Source organism: Cellvibrio sp. OA-2007, from assembly GCF_000953825.1.
Lineage (GTDB): Bacteria > Pseudomonadota > Gammaproteobacteria > Pseudomonadales > Cellvibrionaceae > Cellvibrio.
On sequence record NZ_BBUL01000096.1, the window covers coordinates 195919 to 217154 of the forward strand.

The window sequence follows — 21236 nt, forward strand, 5'->3', positions numbered from 1 at the left end:
ACAGATAAAAACACCAAAACAAAACACCAGGTAACACTTTTTATGAAAAATGACCCAAAACAATGCTTTTAATAACATATTGAGATTTAAATTATTTTTTATATTCTATATATGAATTAAAACGATTAATTTTTCTGTTTTTGTGCAAAAACAATCTTAAAATTCGTAACAAAAAGTAACACATTAAAAAATGATATGCCTATAATCATTCCGTGGGTGCAGTTAAACATTCTGATTATTCTTACTTTTTGAGGGTTTTATCATGTCAAAATTATTCGTAACTAAAGTTGTTGCCGTTATTTCATTTGCCAGCATGTCAACGTTGTCCAATATGGCGACCGCTGAAGCATTTGCGTCTTATAAAGAAGTTCCCGGCGTAGTCACTAAAGTTGATGCGATTGAAAGCACTATCACCATCAAGACTGAAGATGGTGCCACCAAAACTTTCAACGTAATCAAAGGCGCCAAAGTAGCCACAGAAAAAGGCCGTACTATGTCACTGGGGTCATTAGGCAAAGGTGACACTGTTGTGCTGAAAAACCGAGTTTCCTCTCCAATTGCCAGTGAAGCCAAAGCACAAGTATTGTCGGCTAATCAATAATTCAGCGCTGATATCAACTATAAAAAGCTTTGACCACTGCAATGAGCCCCGAATGGGGCTTATTGTTTTTGGGCGGATTTAAACTACCTGTCGCACTAAATTACATAACAACTAATTCTTGTTACTGCATACGTATTCAAACTATCAATCCAAACCATTTACCGTATTCTGCCGCTGGAAGTTGTTGTTGCGTGCACTGCATGCATACAAACCTAATAAAGATAATCATCAAAACTTCGGTAAATCACTATGAAAACACTCCCCAAACTGTTGTTTGCTTTTTTGTTATACCCGTTAATATCCACCCCTGTTATCGCACAGACAACCTTTGTGCATTTGTTTGAATGGCAATGGAATGATATTGCATCGGAATGCGAAAACTTTCTCGGTCCAAAAGGTTATGCTGCAGTACAAGTATCGCCGCCGCAAAAATCCGTTGCCGGAAGCTTTTGGTGGACGCGCTATCAACCAGTGAGCTACGCAATTGAAGGTCGCTCAGGTACACGTGCGGAATTTGCCAGCATGGTCGCACGCTGCAAAGCAGTCGGTGTTGATATTTATGTCGATGCAGTCATCAACCACATGTCAGCAGGCAACCGCAATTTTCCCGAAGTACCCTATGGCGTAAATGATTTCCACACCTGCACGGGAAATATTAATTACACCAATGCATGGCAAGTACAAAACTGCGATTTAGTTGGCTTAAATGATTTAAAAACTGAATCAGATTATGTGCGCGGAAAAATCGCGGCTTACTTAAATGATTTATCGAGCATGGGTGTAGCGGGGTTTCGCATCGATGCCGCTAAACATATGGCGAGTGCCGATGTTGCTAATATTGTCAGCCGCTTAAATGGTTCGCCTTATATTTTTCAGGAAGTAATCGGCGCGGCGAATGAACCCATCACGCCAGCACAATATACCTACATTGGCGATGTCACCGAATTTAATTTTAGCAATACGATTGGCACATATTTTAAAGGCCGTGCACCGTTAAAAGATTTGCGCAATATAGGCGTATGGAGCGGCTGGTTGGCAAGCAGCGATGCCGTAGTATTTGTAGCCAATCACGATAACCAACGGCAGAACACCAGCAATATTGTTACGCATAAAGACGGTATGAATGTGAATAACATCGCGCATGTTTTCACCCTCGCCTTTCCTTATGGTTACCCGAAAGTAATGTCCAGTTACGATTGGACTGATCACGACCAAGGCCCACCAACCAGTGGCGCAAGTGCGTGTAATAACGGTTGGTTATGTGAACACCGCAACCGCGAAATTGCCAACATGGTAGGTTTTCGCAATGCAACAAAAGATGCATTCTATTTATCGAACTGGTGGGATAACGGCAGCAATCAAATTGCATTTGGTCGCGGCAGCCTCGGTTTTGTTGTCATCAATGGCCAAAACGACAGCATGAATGTCACCCTGCAAACAGGTTTGGCTGCAGGCAGCTATTGCAACATAATCAGTGGCGATTTTGTCAACGGTGCCTGCACCGGCGCAAGTATTACCGTTGCTGCCAATGGCACCGCTACATTTAATGTTGCAGGCAAAAGTGCTGCTGCTATTCACGTGAAAGCAAAAAATGGCGGCGTAGTTGGCAACAACTGTGTGTATTCTTCAATGAAATTGCGCGGCACATTTAATAATTGGGCAAGCACTGATATGACCTGCGCCGCTGGCACTTGGGTAGGCTCTGCAACATTTTCAGGCACAAGTACTGGCCGCTTTAAATTTGATGCTTACGGCAACTGGGTTAACAACTGGGGCAATAACAACAATGATTTAATTGCCGATGTCAGCGGTAACGACATTCTTGTTGCCACTCCCGGCACTTACACCATCAGCTTTAACGATGCGAGCTTGCAATACGCGATTACACCAAACAACAGCACCAGTAGCGCCACCGCCAGCTCTGTTATCAGCAGCTCAAGCACTGCGTCCAGTTCCGCAGCAGCCACTGTCAGCGTGAATTTCACTTGCAAGAATGGCACTACTTATTCAGGGCAAAGCGTGTACGTAGTAGGCAACAATACTGCATTGGGTAATTGGACAGCCGCTGCCGCAGTTAAGTTAAACCCGACAAGTTATCCAACTTGGACAGGCACTATTCAATTGCCCGCCAATACAGCAGTTCAATGGAAATGTTTAAAGCGCGAAGAAAATAATCCGGCTGCTGGTGTCGTCTGGCAGAGCGGCAGTAACAATACGCTCAATACCGGAAGTGCGAGCAGCACTCAGGGAACCTTTTAACTGTCACTAAGCGCTGGTTAATGACAGCAACACCAAAAAAATTTAAACCAAGCTCAAGGCGACTGAATAATTCAGTCGCCTTTTTTATAAAACGACAATCACACCGTCAAATTAATTTCTTGCACCACACCCGCTTTGCCATCTTCAGTTAAATAAATACCCGAGTTTGCGACTTCGCCGAGCGAATTATTCTGCGTATCTTTTAATTGAAACGGTGATGACACATGGCCGAGAAAAATCGCGCCGATATTTTTATCACCCAGCGCTGCTAATTGCGTCGAACCATCTTCATTAATCATCCAGATGCGCAGCTGTTGATAAATACTATCGCCCTCATCGATAAAATGATTGCCATCTTCATCGTAAGCCGCCAGCTCGGCAAAACCCCGCCCGCTGCTGGGGCCAAATAATTCACTGCCGTTATTGATAATGCCGTCGCCATTGCGATCCAGCGCCAAATAACTACTGCCGGGGCGCAGGCTGGCAATTTGCTCGGTGGTGCCGTCATTATCCAAATCAAATGCAAAACGGGTTTGACTCAGCGATACACCCAGCCCATCAAAATTAATCACCAAGGGGTCGACTTTTTTGCTGCCCGTTTCAATGGTGATATTCGACTCCTGCAAAAATTCGCGGCTCATAGTCATTACAACGGAAAAGTCGATTTCACGACCATCCTCGGTGCGCACTCTACCCACGGTCTGAAACCGCATTGACTCTTGCTCCTGATAACGCTCATGCCGCTGGTAAATCAGTCCGGGGCCAGCACTGCGCGCGGCAACTGCCTGCGCGGGTGGCGCTGTATCTACACTCAAGGTTTGTGTTTTAGCTTCTTGGCCGGCTTGAACATCGGCAGGGGTGCTCATATTTAGAGCTTTACCGGTGATGGATTTATACATCGCCTCAATAATCATCTTATTCAAGCGATCACGGGAATCCATGGGCGCAGTTAAATCCAGCTGTTCTGCTTGGCGATGCATCGCCAACAGCGACCCGGCGCGCGATAAGTCCACCTCAACATCAGGTGTTTCCGGCAGCTCCGCCTTAGTGGGAGCAAGACGCTCCGGTTGATCAAACCAAAACTCCAAATGCTCACTCACACTCTGTTGTTCGCGATAATCCCGCTGTGCAGCCATGCCAATCAAGGCGTTAGAAATAATCATAATGCCGTCCGTTTTTTAGTAAAACCAAAGGAAAGCCCCTACAAACGAGTGGGGGCTAATCTCTATAGCGGCAAAAGTGTTGTTTTTTTGAGCGGATCTTATGACGGAAGTTAGACAAGTTGGTTATGAACGGGAATCACCACACCACTGGAATTGTATAGCGGGTTAATTACGCGCCAGTGCCAGCTGATTTTTATAACGCTGATGCAGAATGTTAACGCGGAATACGTAAGTTTTGGTTTCTTTATAGGGCGGCACTCCATGGTACTTTTCTACCGCGCCCGGCCCGGCATTATAGGCGGCAGTCGCAAGGGTGATATTGCCATCAAAACGATCGAGTAAACGCGCCAAGTACTTCACCCCACCATCAATATTCTGGGCCGCATTGGTGGTATCGCGTACCCCCATGTCGCTGGCGGTACCGGGCATTAACTGCATCAACCCCATAGCACCTTTGCGCGAACGCGCGAGTGGATTGAAATTGGACTCAGCATGAATCACCGCGCGCACTAGCGACGGATCAACACCGTATTTTTTGGCGGCTTGGGTAATCGAGTAAGTAAATTCTGTTAGATAGAGCCTGGTGCCACGCCAATCGACACGAGACAAAGGATTACAGGCATAACAGGAGTTGTACACAATCACTTCGTAAGCCGCTTTTTTCGGCTGGCGATCCGAGTAAGCCACGGCGCCATCTTTGCGATACTTAAAAAAAGTAAAAGGTCGGGTGGGTTTGTTGCTAGCGGCTTCGGCGGCTTCTAACCGCTCCTGCTCTTGGCGGGCTTTTTCTTCGGCGGCAGTTTTTTCTGCAATGCGCCGGACATGGGCTTCAAAATCCGCAAGACTGGACTCTTGGGCAGTATCCTCAGCTGTGGTGTTAACTGCATCTACTGCCCATACGCCCGCGCTGGACAAAACCAGAATCAGGGAAGCAGATGACAACCAAACTCTATACACAACAGACACCATCACCAAGAACTGGGCAGACAAGACCACAATAAATCTGGCCGGGAGATAGAGTGTAGCCCAATAAACGGGCTGTTTTTGTCACCAAAATCCATTTTCGTGACTTAATCCAGCTTCTCAGCTCATCTCAAATCAGGATTCAAGCCATACATCACGCACCCAGTGCCAAACCGAGGGCCAAGTCTCATCGGTCAAATCGCCATCGCACCAAAGCACCACCTCACCGTCCTGCTCCACGCAGTAGTAAGTGCCATTCACTTCACACAGCGGCATCAAATAGCGCGGTACTCCCTGCTCCCAGGCCACTGCCGTCACTTCGGGTAAATAGGTATGTGAATAGGGGTCAGCTGCGGTAACTGGTTCGATAGAACCGTACACCACATCGCTCGCTTCGAGTAAAAAGGTGCGCATTTCACGGGGGATGGGCAATAACAATTCTTCTTCAATTTCGACTAGCCGATCTTCATCGGGCAGCTCCAGCGGCACTGGCACCATTTCATTGTGATCACGCAGCAACTCAAGAACTTCATCGATATCGGAATTGGAACCGGACATAACATAACCTAGAGATGACAAGGGAGGGGAATATAGCCCGAAGCGATTCTTGATAACAAGAACTTAGCATTAATCCAACTGACTCAGGTGGCGATTAAGCCGCATCTACACTAAGGTTTATTAGATTTGTGCCACCCAGTCGCCATCCTCCAGCGCAGCCGCTGCGCGCCACACGGAACCCAGTTATGTACACCCGTATTGTTGATTGCTCATTAGTGACCGGATTATTTATTGCACTGCTACAACTTCCGCTGAGCGCACAGGCACAAAATAGCCGCAGCGGTTTTTTGGATTTTAATGTCTACCCCTATTTATCCGATGTCGATGACGACAGCGTCGCCACCATCAATGCCGCCGCGCAGCTGCCTAATCGCTTTGAATATTTCAGCCTGACCAATTTTGGCAATCAAAAAACAGCGGATGAATTGAGCGATACCACAAGCTATTACACCGAACAAAATGTGCGCTGGCGGATCAGTGAGCAATCGCCATTGGATTTAACGCTGCAAATGAATTTTAGAACCGGTGTCGACAATGATCGCCACCGCTTAGGCGTGCGCTGGCGCTTAAACGACAGCGCGTATTTAAAAACATTATTTGAACGCATGAATTTAAAATATGCGATCAATGCTCATGTAATTCAATTTGACGATCAGCCAGGAAATGTCTGGCAACTAGAACACAGCTTTATGATGAAGTTCCCCTGGTTATCACCACGCTTGTATCTCGCCGGTTTTATAGATCACACCTTCGGTGAAAAACTTGCCAGCAATATGCCTAACGACCCTGTAGTGGCCGAAGCGCAGCTAGGATTTAACATTATTGAACAGCTTTATTTTGTTACTGAATACCGCATAAACCAATATCGCCGTTCCGATGTCAACAATCTCGCGTTGGGCATGCAATATAAAATTGTGTGGTGATTACCATTGTGTAACGAATGGGATTAGTGCGCACCAAACAGCGACAGTTGGCTCTCTACCAATTGCCCGAGTGATTCATCTTTAAAATGCAAAATACTATCGGCCACGGGTGCGAGTTGTTTGGTCACATAGTGCTGATAATCAAACGGGCTCTGGCGCAAGTTCATATCCACCTCATAGGAGCCAACTGGCTCCGGGCCATTAGTGGTAATCACATAACTAATCCAATCGCCACGGCGCAAACGCACGCCAGTGAGCTGCTCGTATTTGCGCGCCGCCTGCACATGGGGCGGCACATTTTTTTGGTATTCATGCAGATGGCGGCGCAGGCGTTTGCGATAAATTAATTCCACATCGCGTTTACCGGCCAATACTTCAGCGTTAATCGCGCGCACAAAATCCAGATAATCTTCACCGTCAAATACTTTGCGGTACAACGTCATTTGAAATTCTTTGGCCAGCTGCGTCCAATCGGTACGCACATTTTCCAGCCCTTTAAACACCATCTCGCGCTGGCCATTTACCTCTACCAAACCCGCGTAACGTTTTTTAGTGCCCAATTCAGAGCCGCGAATAGTCGGCATTAAAAAGCGCAGGTAATGGGTTTCGTATTGGATTTCCAAAGCACTTTTGATATTGAACTCATCGCGTAGCGTTTGTTGCCACCAGCTATTTAATTCTTTGGCTAAACGCGCGCCGATTGTATTACATTGCTCTGGCGCCTTAGGTGTTTTACCCACGCAGTTGTTTTCCAACCAGACAAACAGCGAATCCGTATCGCCATAAATTACCGCATAGCCCTGCTGTTCAATCCAGTCGCGGCTGCGCTGAATAATGTCGTGGCCACGCAGGGTGATGGAACTACACACACGGGGATCAAAAAAACGGCAGCCCGTAGAACCCAGCACGCCGTAAAACGAATTCATAATAATTTTGATAGCGTGAGAGAGCGGTGCATTTTTATGTTGTTTGGCGCGATCGCGCGCCGCCGAAAGCTGCTCAATCACTGCCGGTAAGATATGCCCTTCGCGGGCAAAATAAGCCTCATTAAAACCGGCCAATGTTTCGGTTTCATCGAGCTGATTGTGCTGCGCCAGCCAATATGCGCAGGGGTCAATTAAAAAGGTACGAATAATACTGGGGTATAGACTTTTAAAATCCAGCACCAATACATTGTCATAAATCCCGGGGCGGGAATTCATCACGTAGCCACCAGGGCTGATAACGTCTGACTCCAATTCACCTAAATTAGGTGCAACATAACCGCGCCTATGCAAACGCGGCAAATACAAATATTCAAATGCCGCCACAGAACCGCCGATACGGTCCAACAACAAACCGGTTAATTGGCTGCGCTCCAGCGCAAAAGCAAGCAACTCTTGCTGCTCAAAAATTTTCCACACCAATTCACAGTCATGCAAATTGTATTCAGCCAGCGCCAACTTATCGGTTTTAAACAACTGGGTAATATCGTCACCGCGATCACTGCCCGTAATTAATTTGCTTTCACCCAACAGCTCTTGCGCAATATTTTGCAGTGAATAACTTTGAAATTGGTGATTGGCTGCTTTAAGTAGTTCGATACCGTCGAGCGCCACACGCCCGGGAATTACCACAAAACTGCGTCCGCCATCGCCCTCTTCATGGCGCCAGTGAATCGATTGATTAGCACGACCTAACTGCAGTTCCATTTTTAAGCGCTGGCAAATATTTTCCAGCACTAACAAATCAAACTGCACCAGGTTCCAGCCGATCAAAATATCGGGGTCGACCTGTTGCAGAAATACAAAAAATTGTTGCAGGCAGGCTTTTTCATCGCAGCAAAAAATTACCAGCTCCGTATCCGCGCCCTGCCCCACCATAAACACCCGTTTGCCTTGCTCACACCAAATGCCAATGGAATAAAGCTGTTTGGCATCCATAGAGGTTTCAATATCAAGCGAGAGCATGCGCAAAGTGGGTCGCCAGAGCGACTGCTCATCGGTCAGCGGAGTAATGCGAGGGTTAAGCAGTGGCTGTGGTACTGCAGCGGAATGAGTAGAGGCAAAGTGAATAGAGGCCGATTGATCCGGCAGATCCAATTGCGCACCAGCGGTTACAAACCGCTCCATCAAATAACGTTCCGGCGGGCGGATATCGCTCTCCCAAAATGCAATGTCGTTCTGCCGAAAAATATCTTGCGCATCCCGCGCAGTGCGGTGGTTTTTAAAATAGAGCGCGTTCACCGGTTTATTCAGAAAGGTTTTTAATTCAACTTCCGCCATACGCCAGTGACGCAAGCGGTTAATTAATAGCTGGATCTGCGGCGTTTGCTCACGCAACACAAAAAACACCACTTCCTGCCCGGTCACCTGCGTCCAACAACTACCCGCTTCCGTTGCCCACCACAAATCGAGCACAACCCCCTCACGGGTATCGCGCCATTGGCGGGTTAATAAAAAAGCGTTAATCATAAAAGCACAGAAACTGGTTAATTAACCAGTATTATCCTGCATTAGGGGATGGGGATGCAATCGGGATCAACAATGCAGAAATGAGTGGGTGGCGTTTTTATCTGGGGTATATACCAAACATCACCGGTCTTTTAATAACTCCTGACGTTGTTGTTCATAGGTTTGGTAGTCGGGGGCTAACCGAGCCAAACACTCCTTGCGTTGAACTCCACTCAAAATTTCGCATTCGTTGCGATTACTCGTTTGAACCGAGTCATAAATTTGTCGCTGGGAACAAGCTGCAAGGGAAAGCAGGAAAAAGATAATAAAAATTTTCATGATGACGACACCTCTTTCAGTAACTTATGAATGATGCATATCGACACAATGGATTTTAGACAGTTCACTAGCAGATACGATTTGTTACAAATCTACGCATAAAGTGAACATAGACACTCCCAAGCAAAGCCTGGGAGTGATAGTAAAACAGCGGGAAACTATTTTAATACGCGGCTTGAACTTGCAGGGTGCCACGGTTCTGGAACGTAACGGGTACGAGCGAGGAATTGGTAGTAGTCCAAATCGTGTTTTGGTTTTTCATAACCGGCGGGGATGGGTTTGCCGGAGAAGGTTTGGAAATAGAGCAAACAGGAGTCGCGCCAGATTACAGCGTCGCGCTCCTGCACTTGTAAGAGCGCTTTTACTTGTGCAAAACGTTCAGCATCAACAAATTGTTCTTGCTGATCCCAGTCGCTCTGCATGCTGCGAACTTGTTCTACACCTTCGTAATATTTGTGGACTAATTCATCCCACAGGCTGCGGCCGGATTGCATTTTGTGATCCCAACTTACGTGATGGAACCAAAGCAATAAATCTTCTGGCACTGCATTTACATCACCATATAATTTTGCCAGCGGCGCAGGATATTGTGCAATTGCGTTAGAGCCGGTTTTGGTGCGATCAAAACCAATGCCGTCTTTGGCTGCGCGATGATAATAAATTGCAGTCCAATCGGGGCGCTCTAGATTAGCGGTCCAGGGTGCAGGGCCATAGTGGTCGCCTTGTGAGTACAAGTGAGTCAACCCTAACGGTGAACGATAATTTACGCCAGCTTCGCGCGATATCATCATCATATTCTTAATGGGTTCGATAAATCTTTTATCGTTCGAAAAAGTCATGCGCAACCATTCTTCTGCGGCCGATTCTGCCGAAATAGTGTGATCCCACGCCATACGCCCAAACGCATACCAGCTGGATTGCACAAAGGGATGCCCCGTCCAGTTGCGGTCAGTGCCGGGGTTAATGACCGCGGCCATACCGGTGCGCTTGCTATTAAATATTTTGCCTTCAAGGATGTTGCCGATAGTTGAACCCTCGCCTTTAGCAAAAGTTTCAGTGCGTAGTGACTCTTCAAACAGCGGGCCTTGATACGCAAGGTGTGTGGCAAAACCAAAATATTCCTGGGTGACTTGGAACTCCATCATCATATTGGTTTTTTCCATCGCAGAAAAAAGTGATGAATAGGGTTCGCGCGGTTGGAAATCGATGGGGCCATTTTTCACTTGCAAGATGACGTTATCCGCAAATTTTCCATCAAGTGGTTTAAATTCATCGTAAGAACCACGGAAGCGGTCGCCAATATCCGGGCTGTATACAAATGCGCGCCAGAACACTACGCCACCATAAGGCTTTAATGCAGCGGCGAGCATATTAGCGCCGTCGGCGTGATTGCGGCCATAATCTTGTGGGCCAGGTTGACCTTCTGAGTTGGCTTTTACCAGATAGCCGCCAAAATCGGGAATGTATTGATACACTTTTTTGGTGCGCTCTTTCCACCAGTTTTGCACACGTGGATCGAGCGGATCGGCTAAATCCAAATCGCCAAAAGCGCGCGGTGAATTGTAATTAATCGATAAATACACCTTGATCCCGTAAGGACGAAACACATCGGCAAGAGCCGCAATTTTTTGCAGAAATTGATCGCTCAACAAACGCGGGTCGGCATTGACATTATTGATCACCGTACCGTTAATACCGAGCGATGCATTGATGCGCGCATAATCGACATAACGCTGGGATTTATAATCCGGCAATGTGCCCCAATCCCACAGCGATAAACCGGCATACCCGCGCTCTACCAAGCGATTCACGTTATCCCAATGATTAACTACACGATGCTGCAATTTGGGCGCACTGACGATGGACACTTTTTCAACTGACTGCTGTGTTTGTAGCAAGCGCAATAAATGAAAACTGCCATAGAGCACACCCACATCAGAATTCGCGGCGATAATTGTTACCGCACGTTTATTGATGTGTGTCCGTTCGATTAAATAACCTTCATCACCCAATACAGCCAAACGATCATCCAACTGCAGCGATGCAATGAGCGGTGAATTCGCAGGAGTACCCAAGACCAATGCCTGTTTGGACAATTTTTTATGAGCGATAGCGATAGGCTTATCCAACAAACCACTTAGTCCGCGCTGTAGCTCAAGTGTTGCTACACTCAAGCTTGGCGAATCACCTTCTGCCAGAATCTGGGTAAATTGCTGCTGATAAGTTTTACGCAGCCTGTCATCAGCGACTGGCTGATAGCGCAACCACATTTCATACCCATCTTCGGCACGACTGACCTGTGCGGCTGCGGTAAGTAAAAACAGCCACAAAATGAATAGTTTGGTAAAGAATCGTCTGGGCACGTGCATCTCCGCATGGATTATTTTTAAATAGCTGCTATCTTATAGTCACAACAAATATAACACTGGTATACAAGAAAACAATTTAATAAATGTAAAGGATCGCACCGAACTAAAAACACTAAAGTCATCCTAACAACCTATTTCGGTCAAAAAAATGATAAAAATTATTTCTTTATGCTTTATCTCTCTAGTCAGCGTTCAGATCTTTGCAGCAGAAAAAAATATCCGGGTAAACGACTTCAGTGACCCAAACGCGGCTTATGCGATAAAAATGCTTAAATTAGCTATAGCCCACAGCGACAACCCACATTACAACATCGACATATCGAAAGAAGACCTTACCCAAGCGCGAGTCAATGAAGAGGTGCGTTCAGGTGGTCTATTGGATTTATGTTGGGCATCATCGGATTCAGAGATTGAATCCCAATTGCGCCCAATCCGCATCCCGCTATTTAAAGGCTTATTGGGTTATAGAATTTTTATTATCAATAAAAATAATCAGCATCGATTCGACAACATCAAGACCCTCGCCGATCTTAAGCAGCTGACTCTCGGCCAAGGGCGGACCTGGGCTGATGGCAGGATTCTTGAAGCCAATGGTTTTAAAATTATTAAAACCAATAAGTACCCAGGTTTATTTCATATGGTAGAAGGTGGGCGGTTTGATGCGTTTCCGCGTGGCGTGCATGAACCATTCAGCGAATTGGAAGCGCGGCCTGAGCTGAATTTAGCCGTGGAAGAAAATTTGATGGTTTATTACCGCATGCCTTTTTATTTATTTGTTTCACCGAATAACCAAAGCCTTGCCAAAGATTTAGAGGTAGGTTTTGAACGTGCGATTGCCAATGGTGAGTTTGATAAAGTTTTTTACGGCGACAAATCAATTCAGGATGTAATGAAAAAGGCCAATATGAAAAAGCGTAAGTTATTTAAATTGGATAACCCACTGCTGTCAAAAGAAACACCCGTAGATCGCCCTGAACTCTGGTTTGATCCGCAATCGATTCCGGATGAAACAACTACCAATAATCAAAGCACTCACATTGAATAATCAACTGTTACAAGAGGAAAACATATGAACATCTCACGTAGAAAGCTACTCACTATGAGTAGCGCCACGGCGGCGCTACTCACCACTGCTAAACTGCACGCAGCCGAAAAGGCGGCCGCCGCGACCGGATTAAAGGAAGCTTACAAAAATGATTTTTTAATCGGCGCAGCCTTAAGTGCAAGCATTATTGGCAAACAAGACCCAAAGCTGACCGCATTAATCACTAAAGAATTTAATTCCATCACCGCGGAGAACTGCCAAAAATGGGGCGAAGTCCGCAACGAAGATGGCAGCTGGAAATGGCAAGACAGCGACGCATATGTCGATTTCGGCACCAAGCACAATATGCACATAGTGGGTCACACACTCGGCTGGCACAGCCAAATTCCCGAGAGTGTGTTTAAAAATAAAGATGGCAGTTATATCTCAAAAGAAGCGCTGGCAAAAAAACAGCAAGAGCACATCACCACTCTGGTTAGCCGCTATAAAGGCAAAATCGCCGCGTGGGATGTGGTAAATGAAGCGATGGGCGATGATAACAAAATGCGCCCCAGTCATTGGTACAACATTATGGGCGATGACTTCCTCGCCAACGCATTTAACCTCGCCCACGAAGTCGATCCCAAAGCGCACTTGATGTACAACGATTACAACAATGAACAAGAAGGGAAGCGCAACGCTACTATCGATATGCTGAAGCGTTTACAAAAACGCAAAACCCCTATTCACGGTTTGGGCATGCAAGCGCACGTAGGTCTGGAATCGGACATGAAGAATTTCGAAGACAGTATTCTCGCCTACTCCAAATTAGGCCTGCGCATTCATTTAACGGAATTGGATATTGATGTATTGCCATCGGTGTGGAATTTACCGGTTGCAGAAATCTCCACCCGTTTTGAATACAAACCCGAGCGCGACCCTTACATTAATGGCCTGCCAAAAGACATAGATGAGAAATTGGCAAAAGCCTATGAAACCCTGTTTAAAATTTTAATTAAACACAAAGACAACGTAGACCGCGTGACCTTCTGGGGTGTAAGCGATGACGCCAGTTGGCTCAATGGCTTCCCAATTCCCGGGCGCACTAACTACCCCTTACTGTTTGATCGCCAACATCAACCTAAATCCGCGTATTTCCGCCTGCTTGATCTTAAGAAATAACTAACTGCAGCGGATTGTTGTAAACAGCCTTGTGCTCTAGGCTTGCGCCACTCATCACAAGGCTTACAACAATTCGCATGGACAAATGGTTCGCAGAGATAGGATTACCCTAAGCACCAATGAATCGCCCAGTATTGACAATGAATTTATTCTAGTTATTGACATCCTGTAACAAATCTTTATTAATGCATGCTCCTTTAATATCAATACATGGAGTATGTATGTCACAAACTAATCCTTATGAAGTTCCCTCCTCCAATCTGGACCAACCATCTGCAGCGAGTAGTAGGCCATTAAACCCCAACTGGGAAATCGGTGCTGTGCTGTCTGAAGCATGGGCACTCAGCAACGGCTTTAAAGCAAGCTTCTGGGGTGCATTTTTGCTGTATATGGGTGTTGCTATGTTGTTAGGTATTGCCGCTGGCATATTGACCGGTGTGATGGCCTCGATATCGCCCTCTAGCTCAGTTGTGATGGCTGTACTGCTGCAATTTGTACAATTAATTATTACCGCCCCCCTCACAGCGGGATTATTTATGATCAGCATTAAACGCGCCCAGGGTTTACCAGTGAATGCGTTTATGATCTTTAGTTATTTTCCAAAGACCTTGCCATTATTCCTGACCTACTTGTTAGTGATGCTGTTCGTTGTGATAGGTTTAGTACTATTAGTCATTCCAGGTATATATCTGATTGTTGCTTACGCACTGGCGCTACCCTTGCTGGTAGATAAAAATCTTAGTATTTGGCAAGCACTGGAAACCTCACGCAAGGGTATAAGTGCTTGCTGGTTTCGTTTTTTCGGTCTGGGGCTTCTGAGCGTTCTGATTATGATGATAAGTGCCATTCCGCTAGGTATCGGCTTGATTTGGACTCTGCCTTGGCTGTATATCGCACTCGGTGTTGTGTACCGCGATCTGTTCGGCGTTAGCTCAACCTAATAATCGTAAAAAAACCAAAGGGCATCTAGCTCTTTGGTTTTTAATTTCAACTACGCAAAAACATCAAACCTGCTTTTCTGCATTACCTCACCAATTCATTTTCTGCTTTATAAATGTGGTGAGTTTTTCCGCGTTTGCTTTGTGTTGTGCAATCCTTGGGTGCCCCCCAAAACCGGTAAATTCAAAGAAAATAGTATCGAGTTTGGTATCTTTATTTTCTTTTTTCATCCGCTCAACCGCCGCAGTAATATAACCCGGCCATTTTGGCGATGCAGTTGCATCCATACTACCCAGCGCGCAGATAATTTGCACATCGGGATATTTCGCGCGAATACTGCGTACAAAATCGATATAGGCCTGCACACGCTGCGCATCCGTTGGTATTGGTTGTAAGCGTTTTTCACGGTCGATCAACCAGCTGTCGTTCTGCAATAAATTAATTACCACCACGTCCGGCGTCCATTGGCTAAAATCCCATTTGCTGTCGTTGTCACCTACCGCGCTTAATTGATCGTAAAACTGCGGCATAATAAACGGGAACCAGCTAATCATAATGCCAATACCACTTTGCGAAATAGTGTGTAATTCAGCATTGAGATTGCGCGCGGTAATCGCACCATAAGCCCAGTAATTATTTTTCTCGCTCAGCAGATGATCCACACCATTATCAGCCCCTTCATTGCCTGCACCCGATGTAATTGAGTCGCCATAAATCTCAATGCCACGACTAGGTCTCGCAGGCGGCGCCAACAAGGTTGCTCCTTTATCTAACATCAATCCTTTAAACGCAGTTGCGCCCTCTTCACCTTCGGTACGCTTGTAAATTTCTACAGCGTGATTGCCGGGTTTTAACGCAGTAGAAATCACATAATTCTGCTCGCCCTTTTTAGCTTCTAGAACATAGGGATGCTGTGTTTCACCATCAACAAAAACATTGAAAAAGTTTTTACCGAGCTGATCATCCAAGGTAATCGCCAGCGACGTGCCAGTGAAATTCGCCTTGATGCTAGAACCCGGCCAAGAAAGCTCTGGCGCTTTTTTATCGCTAAAATCAATGCGACCAGCATATAAATATTGCTTACTATCAGCACTGATCGTCTGCACCGGCTCGGCAATCACCCAGCTCGAAAAACACAATGCACTAAGCATTAGCGTGTGGATTATTTTCATAGAAAACTCACATTAGAGATTAGAATTCTAGGGCTGTTAGTCTCGTTATGATTAGCCATACTAATCCACCACGCAGACAAATCTGGAATTAAGCGCGCTCACAAATGTATATTCGCAAGGCGACGCAAGCATGGCCTAATTTAATTATGGCTTCAACCCAAAATCAGCTTTTGAAGAAACCTAAATCTGCGCTGTTAAACCGCGCCAAATTCGGGAACACATCGGCAAAATTACCGGCGGGTAGACCGTACCAACTGGCGAGGGTTGCGGCGTATTGATCCATGCTGGTGGTGGGAATAATTCTGCCTTCGCCTATATCGTCTTTACCGCCAACAATTAAATCAGGGAATTGGCCGTAAATATTTCCACCCTTAATTGCACCGCCCATAATCATTTGATGACTGCCCCACCCGTGGTCCGTGCCATCACCATTGCTGGTAAGCGTGCGACCAAAATCGGACATGGTAAAAGTAGTCACTTGATCGGAAATGCCTAATTCAACAGTGGCTTTATAGAATGCATCCAAGGCTGCGCTTAATTGCGCGAGTAATACATCGTGACGGCGCAACTGATCCCCGTGGGTATCAAAATCGCCCATGCCAATAAAAAAGGTTTGACGAGAGACTTGTAAGCTACCGCGCGCCGAAAGCATCTGCGCCACCATTTTTAAATTGGCAGCGAGTGGATTGCCAGTGGGGAAAGCCGTTTTTAATGGTGCTTGCGCATCCAGTGCGGTTTTTACTTCGCCTGCTAGCTCCCAAGCAAGGGTTTGGGTGCGCGCGTATTCGCGCTGAAAAATATTCTCTTGTTGCTGGGCTAGCAACGCTTGATAAATTTGAATGCGGCTCAGCTCCCGTGCATCACTGGATTTTTTATTGAAATTCTCTAACTCTTTAATGCCCGCGGAATCTATTGAATAAGGTGCGACGCTATTGCCGCTCTGCCAAATATTTGATCCGCTCAATGAAATATTCATCGACAATTTTTTATTGGCATTCATCGATTGCATTGCGTCTGCCGCGCGCCCTGCCCAACCGTTGCGACGCGCAGTGGATTGCAAACTCTGCAAAAAAGTTTGCTGATCATTATGGGAAAACAATTGCGGCGGCAAAAGGGATTTATTGCCTTGGTAATTTGTTTTTGTTGTTGGTTCAACTAGGGCACCCGCATTAGTCAGCAAGGCCAACTCACCTGAATTAAATAATTGCTGCGCATGAGTCATAGTGGGATGAAAGCCAAGCGTAGTGCCTGAACCGGATAAGTTCGATAAAGGCAACAATCTATTTTGCTCTATCGCCAGGGTTTGGCGCGATGCTTTATAACTGGCATATACCGCATTGTCGGTAGGAACAACCATATTAAAGGCATCGTTACCGCCAAATAAAAAAATGCACACCAAGGCTTTGTAAGAATCGTTAGGTTGTACCAATGCATTGGCTAATTGCAAACCCGCACTGGTGGCGTAAGCGGTGCTACTGCCCAACGCGATACTGGCAGCTTGTTTCAAAAAATGACGGCGATTATGGATAGTGTTTTTCATAGGATTATCTCTGCACCGCATATTCAGGTGATGCCATGACCAAAAACATAGCTTCGTAAACCAGCATGTCACGCGCCCACATTTGTCCGGTTTCATCCCAATTGGGATTCACTTTATTCGCATTAAGATGATTCAAAATAAGCTCATACATAGGCTGACTCATTTGCCCGGCCATCAGCAGAAGATTTAAATGATCCAACAAGTCTGCCGGATTTTTGCTGAGCTCACGCTCTCGGTCTAGATGCAAGCGCGGAGAAAACGTATCCCACACACCCTCAATTGTTGGCTCCAGCCAATCGTGAGGTGTGTCACGCCAGAAGATTGCGCTGCTTAACGTAGAGACTTTAGACATGATCATGCTTTCAGTGAGAATCTGAAATTCTGGCGAATTCATATTGGCATTTTTTAATTCGCCAGGGTGCTGATAATCTGGACGATAAAAATTAAATACCGAATTAGAACCAAAAGGCCGCTGCCCCATTAAGCGGCTAGAACTCAAAAACCGGATACGCGGAGGCGTGACAGCGCCGTTAGCTAATTTGGTGGGCACGCCCGTGCCTTTAAAAGCACGCCATAAATGCGCTGTTTTTAAAATAGGTTCGCGCAACTTACCAAATGTGGCGGGTGCAGTTTGATAGCCATTTTGCGCTTCATCGTCCATTACTATTGCACGCACCACTGCTTTCATATCACCTTTTACGTTATTGCCATTATTGTTAAACACCTTGGCAACACGGGTAACATACGCTGGCGATGGATTACTGGTGACCAATCGCTGAATTAATTGTTTGCTAATAAAAGGGGCAATATTGGGATGGGCAAATAAAATATCCAACGCGGCATCTATATCTTGCTCGGGGGTTTTATTTGCGGTTATGTGTTGGTCGCCAAATAAAACTTTTGCGCCAAAATCATGATAGCTATCGAACGATTTCATTGGCAGAATTTCGCTGGCGCCACTCTCAGTCCACTCCCACCAATTATTGATAGTCGCCATATTCCAGCCGGTGAATACGCGGGCCAATTCTTTTACGGTAGTTTGATCATAGGTGGGAATCGGATTGTTTTGCGCATCCAATTTAATGCTGCCATCCAAATTTAATTGCACTAAACCAATCGAAAATAACTGCATAATTTCACGCGCATAATTTTCATCTGGGCGGATATTGCGATTGGCATCAGCCTTTTCATTGCGCACCATGCTCAGGTATTCACCCATCATCGGGTTGAGCGTGACTGCTTTTAATAAATCGCGATAGTTGCCAAAGGCATGTTGCGCAAGTATGTCCTGATAATTGGCGATACCGCGAGTATCGTTGTACAGCACATCAGACACATTGGAGATGACCAGAATCTGGCTGAGCGAATAGGCAACACGCTGGCGCAATTGATCGTCACCCCAAAGTGCAACCTCCCACCAAATATCGCTGCGTTGCAAATCACGCAGATAACCTTCTTCGTTATCATCCTGTGCTGGCTCAACCACAAAACCGATTTGCTCAAAGCGTTTATCCAACAAGGCCAAATGTTTGGTTTGCGGTTTAGCAAATTGCTCATCCAGCCAAGCTGATTTCCCCATGCTGACTACACGCGCAATATTTTTAGCGGTTGCACCAAAAGTAGTTTGCGCTAAAAAACGCGCCGCATCTTTTGCGCTGGTGTAGTTGGGGCTGCCCTTGATGGGCAAGGCCGGATCCGGGGTTAAATCTGGTGCAGGTGTTTTAGCAATAGCCGCACTTGAAACAGCAGATGAGCGACTAGAAGATATTATTGCGCTGGTTGCAACACTCGATGCAGGTGTACTGGATGCTACCGCCATTGTGGATGACGCAGGAGAAGAACTATTTCCCCCGCTGCCACCGCCACCGCCACCGCCACCACAAGCGATTAGTAGCGCTGACATGCTTAACAAAAGAATATGCAGCAGCCAAGGCATAATAGGTTTAGAAAAATATTTCATAGCAGCTCTACATCCGGTTAACATTATTTTTTTGCAGACTGTGCTCAGACTACAGACTTTTTACATATTCCACCAAAGCCCAGCGCTGCTCATCGCTTAAATTTGTGCCATATTCGTGACCAGCATTGGAATTGCCGCGCTGGCGAGCATCAAAAAAACTGGTGTCGGGTGCTTCGCTATAGACATGCCCTACTTTTACTAAATCCAAGTCAATATTGCCAACATAAAATGTCACAGGGCGTTCATTGGCAGGCAATAACAGATCATAAATGCTGGGCACCGAGCCATTATGCAAATAGGGTGCAGAGGCCCAGACACCGTTAATAGGCCGCGCCTTGTAGCTGTTAAATACCGTTTGTGTGGGCGGGTCATCATTGGAGCGATATTCTGTCACAATCGCTTTAATCGTTTGCCAGGGTTGATTTAACAATGCGCCGGTCGCCACATGGGTGACCAAATCTAACGGTGTTGTTTCCGCCGGTAATTTATCGCCAAACAATACCATGGCTTTATCGCCTTCCAGCACACCGCTTTTTACTTTGCGATTGATAAAATTTTCTACCATGAGTGGATCAGTGCCAACTTGCTGATAAGGAACTAATACCGCTTGCAGCTTGCGCGTTTTATCTGTTGGATCGGGAATGCTATGGCATTGCACACAGTGCTGTTCATAGAGCTTTTTGCCATCCGCCATTTTTTCTGTATTTAATTCGCCTGCAATTGCTACAGGCCATTGCGGCGCAACCAATTGATAAAAATCTTTTTGAATCACGCCTAAATTGTTGATGCGGATAGAGGATTGATAAGTGAGTTTATTTTTAGGAACAGTAACAGTACCGTACACCGCCAATGCAGTAATTGCATTTTGAAACAGTGGACCGGGCTCTTTATTGGGTGCCGATGCATTCCACTGCACAACATCGAGATGTGAGGCATCCCAGAGTACCGGATAACTTGTGGGTGCATCCGGTGCGTGAACATTTTGCGGAAGATTAAGTGCCTCTACTGCAATAGCATTAAAAATTTGACCAAACGCATCGAGCCGGCCATGCCCATAGGCAACCTCACTGGCATTCACCGCATAATGTTTTTCCAGCTCTTCAATACGGGTTTGTATTTGTGTTGCCACCGCATCTTCCGTGAGCGTTTTATCAGCGGCAATCAGTGGTGCAGAAAAACGTAAAAACTTATCACTATCCCCTAGCGTGGCTTTTAGTGCTGCCAGTACTTTTTGTTCAAACTGTGTGTAATCAATTAGCGCTTGGCCGCCATCAATACGAATACGTTTACCATTAATGCGTACTTGCCCGGTGTGGCATGCAGCGCAGGTTAACCCGAGATAATCGCCATTTTTTTTATCCGCATCGCGCACCAAACCAACCGGTAAACCATCGGGATTGTATTCATCTGCCGCGGTGGTGACAAAACCCAATGCCGCCATATGATTATTATCGCGGAAGGCGATGGACGAATCTGGCTGCTCCAAGGCGAGAAACCAATCGTAGGGAATAAAACGGGAACCAAATGAGGTGAAGGATAATTGTTGGCGGGTTTGATGGTCCCAGCCTTGCTCCAGATAGATCGTATCATCAGCGCTTGCCGCCTGACTGACGGCACCACACAGCAACACAGGGAAAAAATTGTACGCTATCTGCTGCAAGAGGGAGGAAACACCTCTAGTGGAGATCATTTGCTTCATGCTGCATCCTCAACATTTTACGGTAGCGCTGAATCATCCACTGATTAAGCACCACCTTAATAATATGGCGAATGAGATTCTCTCCTTGCAGACTTGGATTTTTCTACCTCACT

At 46.1% G+C, this 21236-nt stretch carries 16 protein-coding genes; 6 read left to right on the plus strand and 10 right to left on the minus strand.

Annotation, left to right across the window (positions count from 1 at the left end; all coding sequences use genetic code 11):
* Positions 1-262: 262 nt before the first annotated feature.
* Entirely contained in the window at positions 263-601 is a 339-nt protein-coding gene (locus tag AWU77_RS17680; RefSeq protein ID WP_062066514.1) for a hypothetical protein, read from the plus strand.
* A gap of 249 nt (positions 602-850) precedes the next feature.
* A complete protein-coding gene (locus AWU77_RS20820; protein WP_084618535.1) occupies positions 851-2860 on the plus strand; it encodes a carbohydrate-binding module family 20 domain-containing protein in 2010 nt (669 codons plus the stop codon).
* A 98-nt stretch (positions 2861-2958) separates the two neighbouring features.
* On the opposite strand, the gene AWU77_RS17690 is transcribed toward AWU77_RS20820, so the two are convergent.
* The 3 genes from AWU77_RS17690 to AWU77_RS17700 all read right to left on the minus strand — a co-directional run bounded on the left by AWU77_RS17690 (position 2959) and on the right by AWU77_RS17700 (position 5523).
* Positions 2959-4023, minus strand: a complete 1065-nt coding sequence (locus AWU77_RS17690; RefSeq protein WP_062066517.1) for a hypothetical protein — start codon at positions 4021-4023, stop codon at positions 2959-2961.
* Positions 4024-4188: 165 nt separating this feature from the next.
* Positions 4189-4980: a lytic transglycosylase domain-containing protein gene (locus AWU77_RS20205; RefSeq protein WP_238582515.1), complete on the minus strand. Its 792-nt coding sequence runs from the start codon at positions 4978-4980 to the stop codon at positions 4189-4191.
* 141 nt (positions 4981-5121) lie between these two features.
* Positions 5122-5523: an SMI1/KNR4 family protein gene (locus tag AWU77_RS17700; RefSeq protein ID WP_062066919.1), complete on the minus strand. Its 402-nt coding sequence runs from the start codon at positions 5521-5523 to the stop codon at positions 5122-5124.
* A 206-nt stretch (positions 5524-5729) separates the two neighbouring features.
* Between AWU77_RS17700 and AWU77_RS17705 the strand changes: the two genes are divergently transcribed.
* Positions 5730-6467, plus strand: coding sequence for a hypothetical protein (locus AWU77_RS17705; RefSeq protein WP_062066520.1), 738 nt, complete (start codon positions 5730-5732; stop codon positions 6465-6467).
* Between the two features lie 23 nt (positions 6468-6490).
* Here AWU77_RS17705 and AWU77_RS17710 read toward each other — a convergent pair whose 3' ends face one another.
* The 3 genes from AWU77_RS17710 to AWU77_RS17715 all read right to left on the minus strand — a co-directional run bounded on the left by AWU77_RS17710 (position 6491) and on the right by AWU77_RS17715 (position 11607).
* On the minus strand, positions 6491-8920 hold the full coding sequence (locus AWU77_RS17710; protein ID WP_062066523.1) for a DNA polymerase II: 2430 nt from the start codon (positions 8918-8920) through the stop codon (positions 6491-6493).
* A gap of 120 nt (positions 8921-9040) precedes the next feature.
* Positions 9041-9238 (minus strand): hypothetical protein, encoded by a 198-nt coding sequence (locus AWU77_RS20385; protein ID WP_152625395.1) that lies wholly within the window; start codon positions 9236-9238, stop codon positions 9041-9043.
* A gap of 158 nt (positions 9239-9396) precedes the next feature.
* On the minus strand, positions 9397-11607 hold the full coding sequence (locus AWU77_RS17715; protein ID WP_062066526.1) for an alpha-glucuronidase family glycosyl hydrolase: 2211 nt from the start codon (positions 11605-11607) through the stop codon (positions 9397-9399).
* Between the two features lie 148 nt (positions 11608-11755).
* Here AWU77_RS17715 and AWU77_RS17720 point away from each other — a divergent pair, with 148 nt between their 5' ends.
* From AWU77_RS17720 to AWU77_RS17730, 3 genes are all read left to right on the plus strand, one after another.
* Positions 11756-12652 carry a transporter substrate-binding domain-containing protein gene (locus AWU77_RS17720; RefSeq protein ID WP_152625396.1) on the plus strand — a complete coding sequence of 299 codons (897 nt, stop codon included), beginning with the start codon at positions 11756-11758 and terminating at the stop codon, positions 12650-12652.
* Positions 12653-12676: 24 nt separating this feature from the next.
* Positions 12677-13813 (plus strand): endo-1,4-beta-xylanase, encoded by a 1137-nt coding sequence (locus tag AWU77_RS17725; RefSeq protein ID WP_062066529.1) that lies wholly within the window; start codon positions 12677-12679, stop codon positions 13811-13813.
* Positions 13814-14034: 221 nt separating this feature from the next.
* Entirely contained in the window at positions 14035-14754 is a 720-nt protein-coding gene (locus AWU77_RS17730; RefSeq protein ID WP_062066532.1) for a hypothetical protein, read from the plus strand.
* Positions 14755-14841: 87 nt separating this feature from the next.
* Here the strand turns inward: AWU77_RS17730 and AWU77_RS17735 are convergent, their stop codons facing one another.
* The 4 genes from AWU77_RS17735 to AWU77_RS17750 form a co-directional block, all read right to left on the minus strand.
* Positions 14842-15924: an SGNH/GDSL hydrolase family protein gene (locus AWU77_RS17735; RefSeq protein ID WP_084618537.1), complete on the minus strand. Its 1083-nt coding sequence runs from the start codon at positions 15922-15924 to the stop codon at positions 14842-14844.
* A gap of 163 nt (positions 15925-16087) precedes the next feature.
* Entirely contained in the window at positions 16088-17464 is a 1377-nt protein-coding gene (locus AWU77_RS17740) for a DUF1501 domain-containing protein (protein ID WP_062066535.1), read from the minus strand.
* A gap of 4 nt (positions 17465-17468) precedes the next feature.
* Entirely contained in the window at positions 17469-19424 is a 1956-nt protein-coding gene (locus AWU77_RS17745) for a DUF1800 family protein (protein WP_238582518.1), read from the minus strand.
* 49 nt (positions 19425-19473) lie between these two features.
* The gene (locus tag AWU77_RS17750; protein ID WP_062066537.1) at positions 19474-21123 is read right to left on the minus strand and encodes a di-heme-cytochrome C peroxidase; all 1650 of its coding nucleotides are present in this window, start codon (positions 21121-21123) and stop codon (positions 19474-19476) included.
* Positions 21124-21236 lie beyond the last annotated feature (113 nt).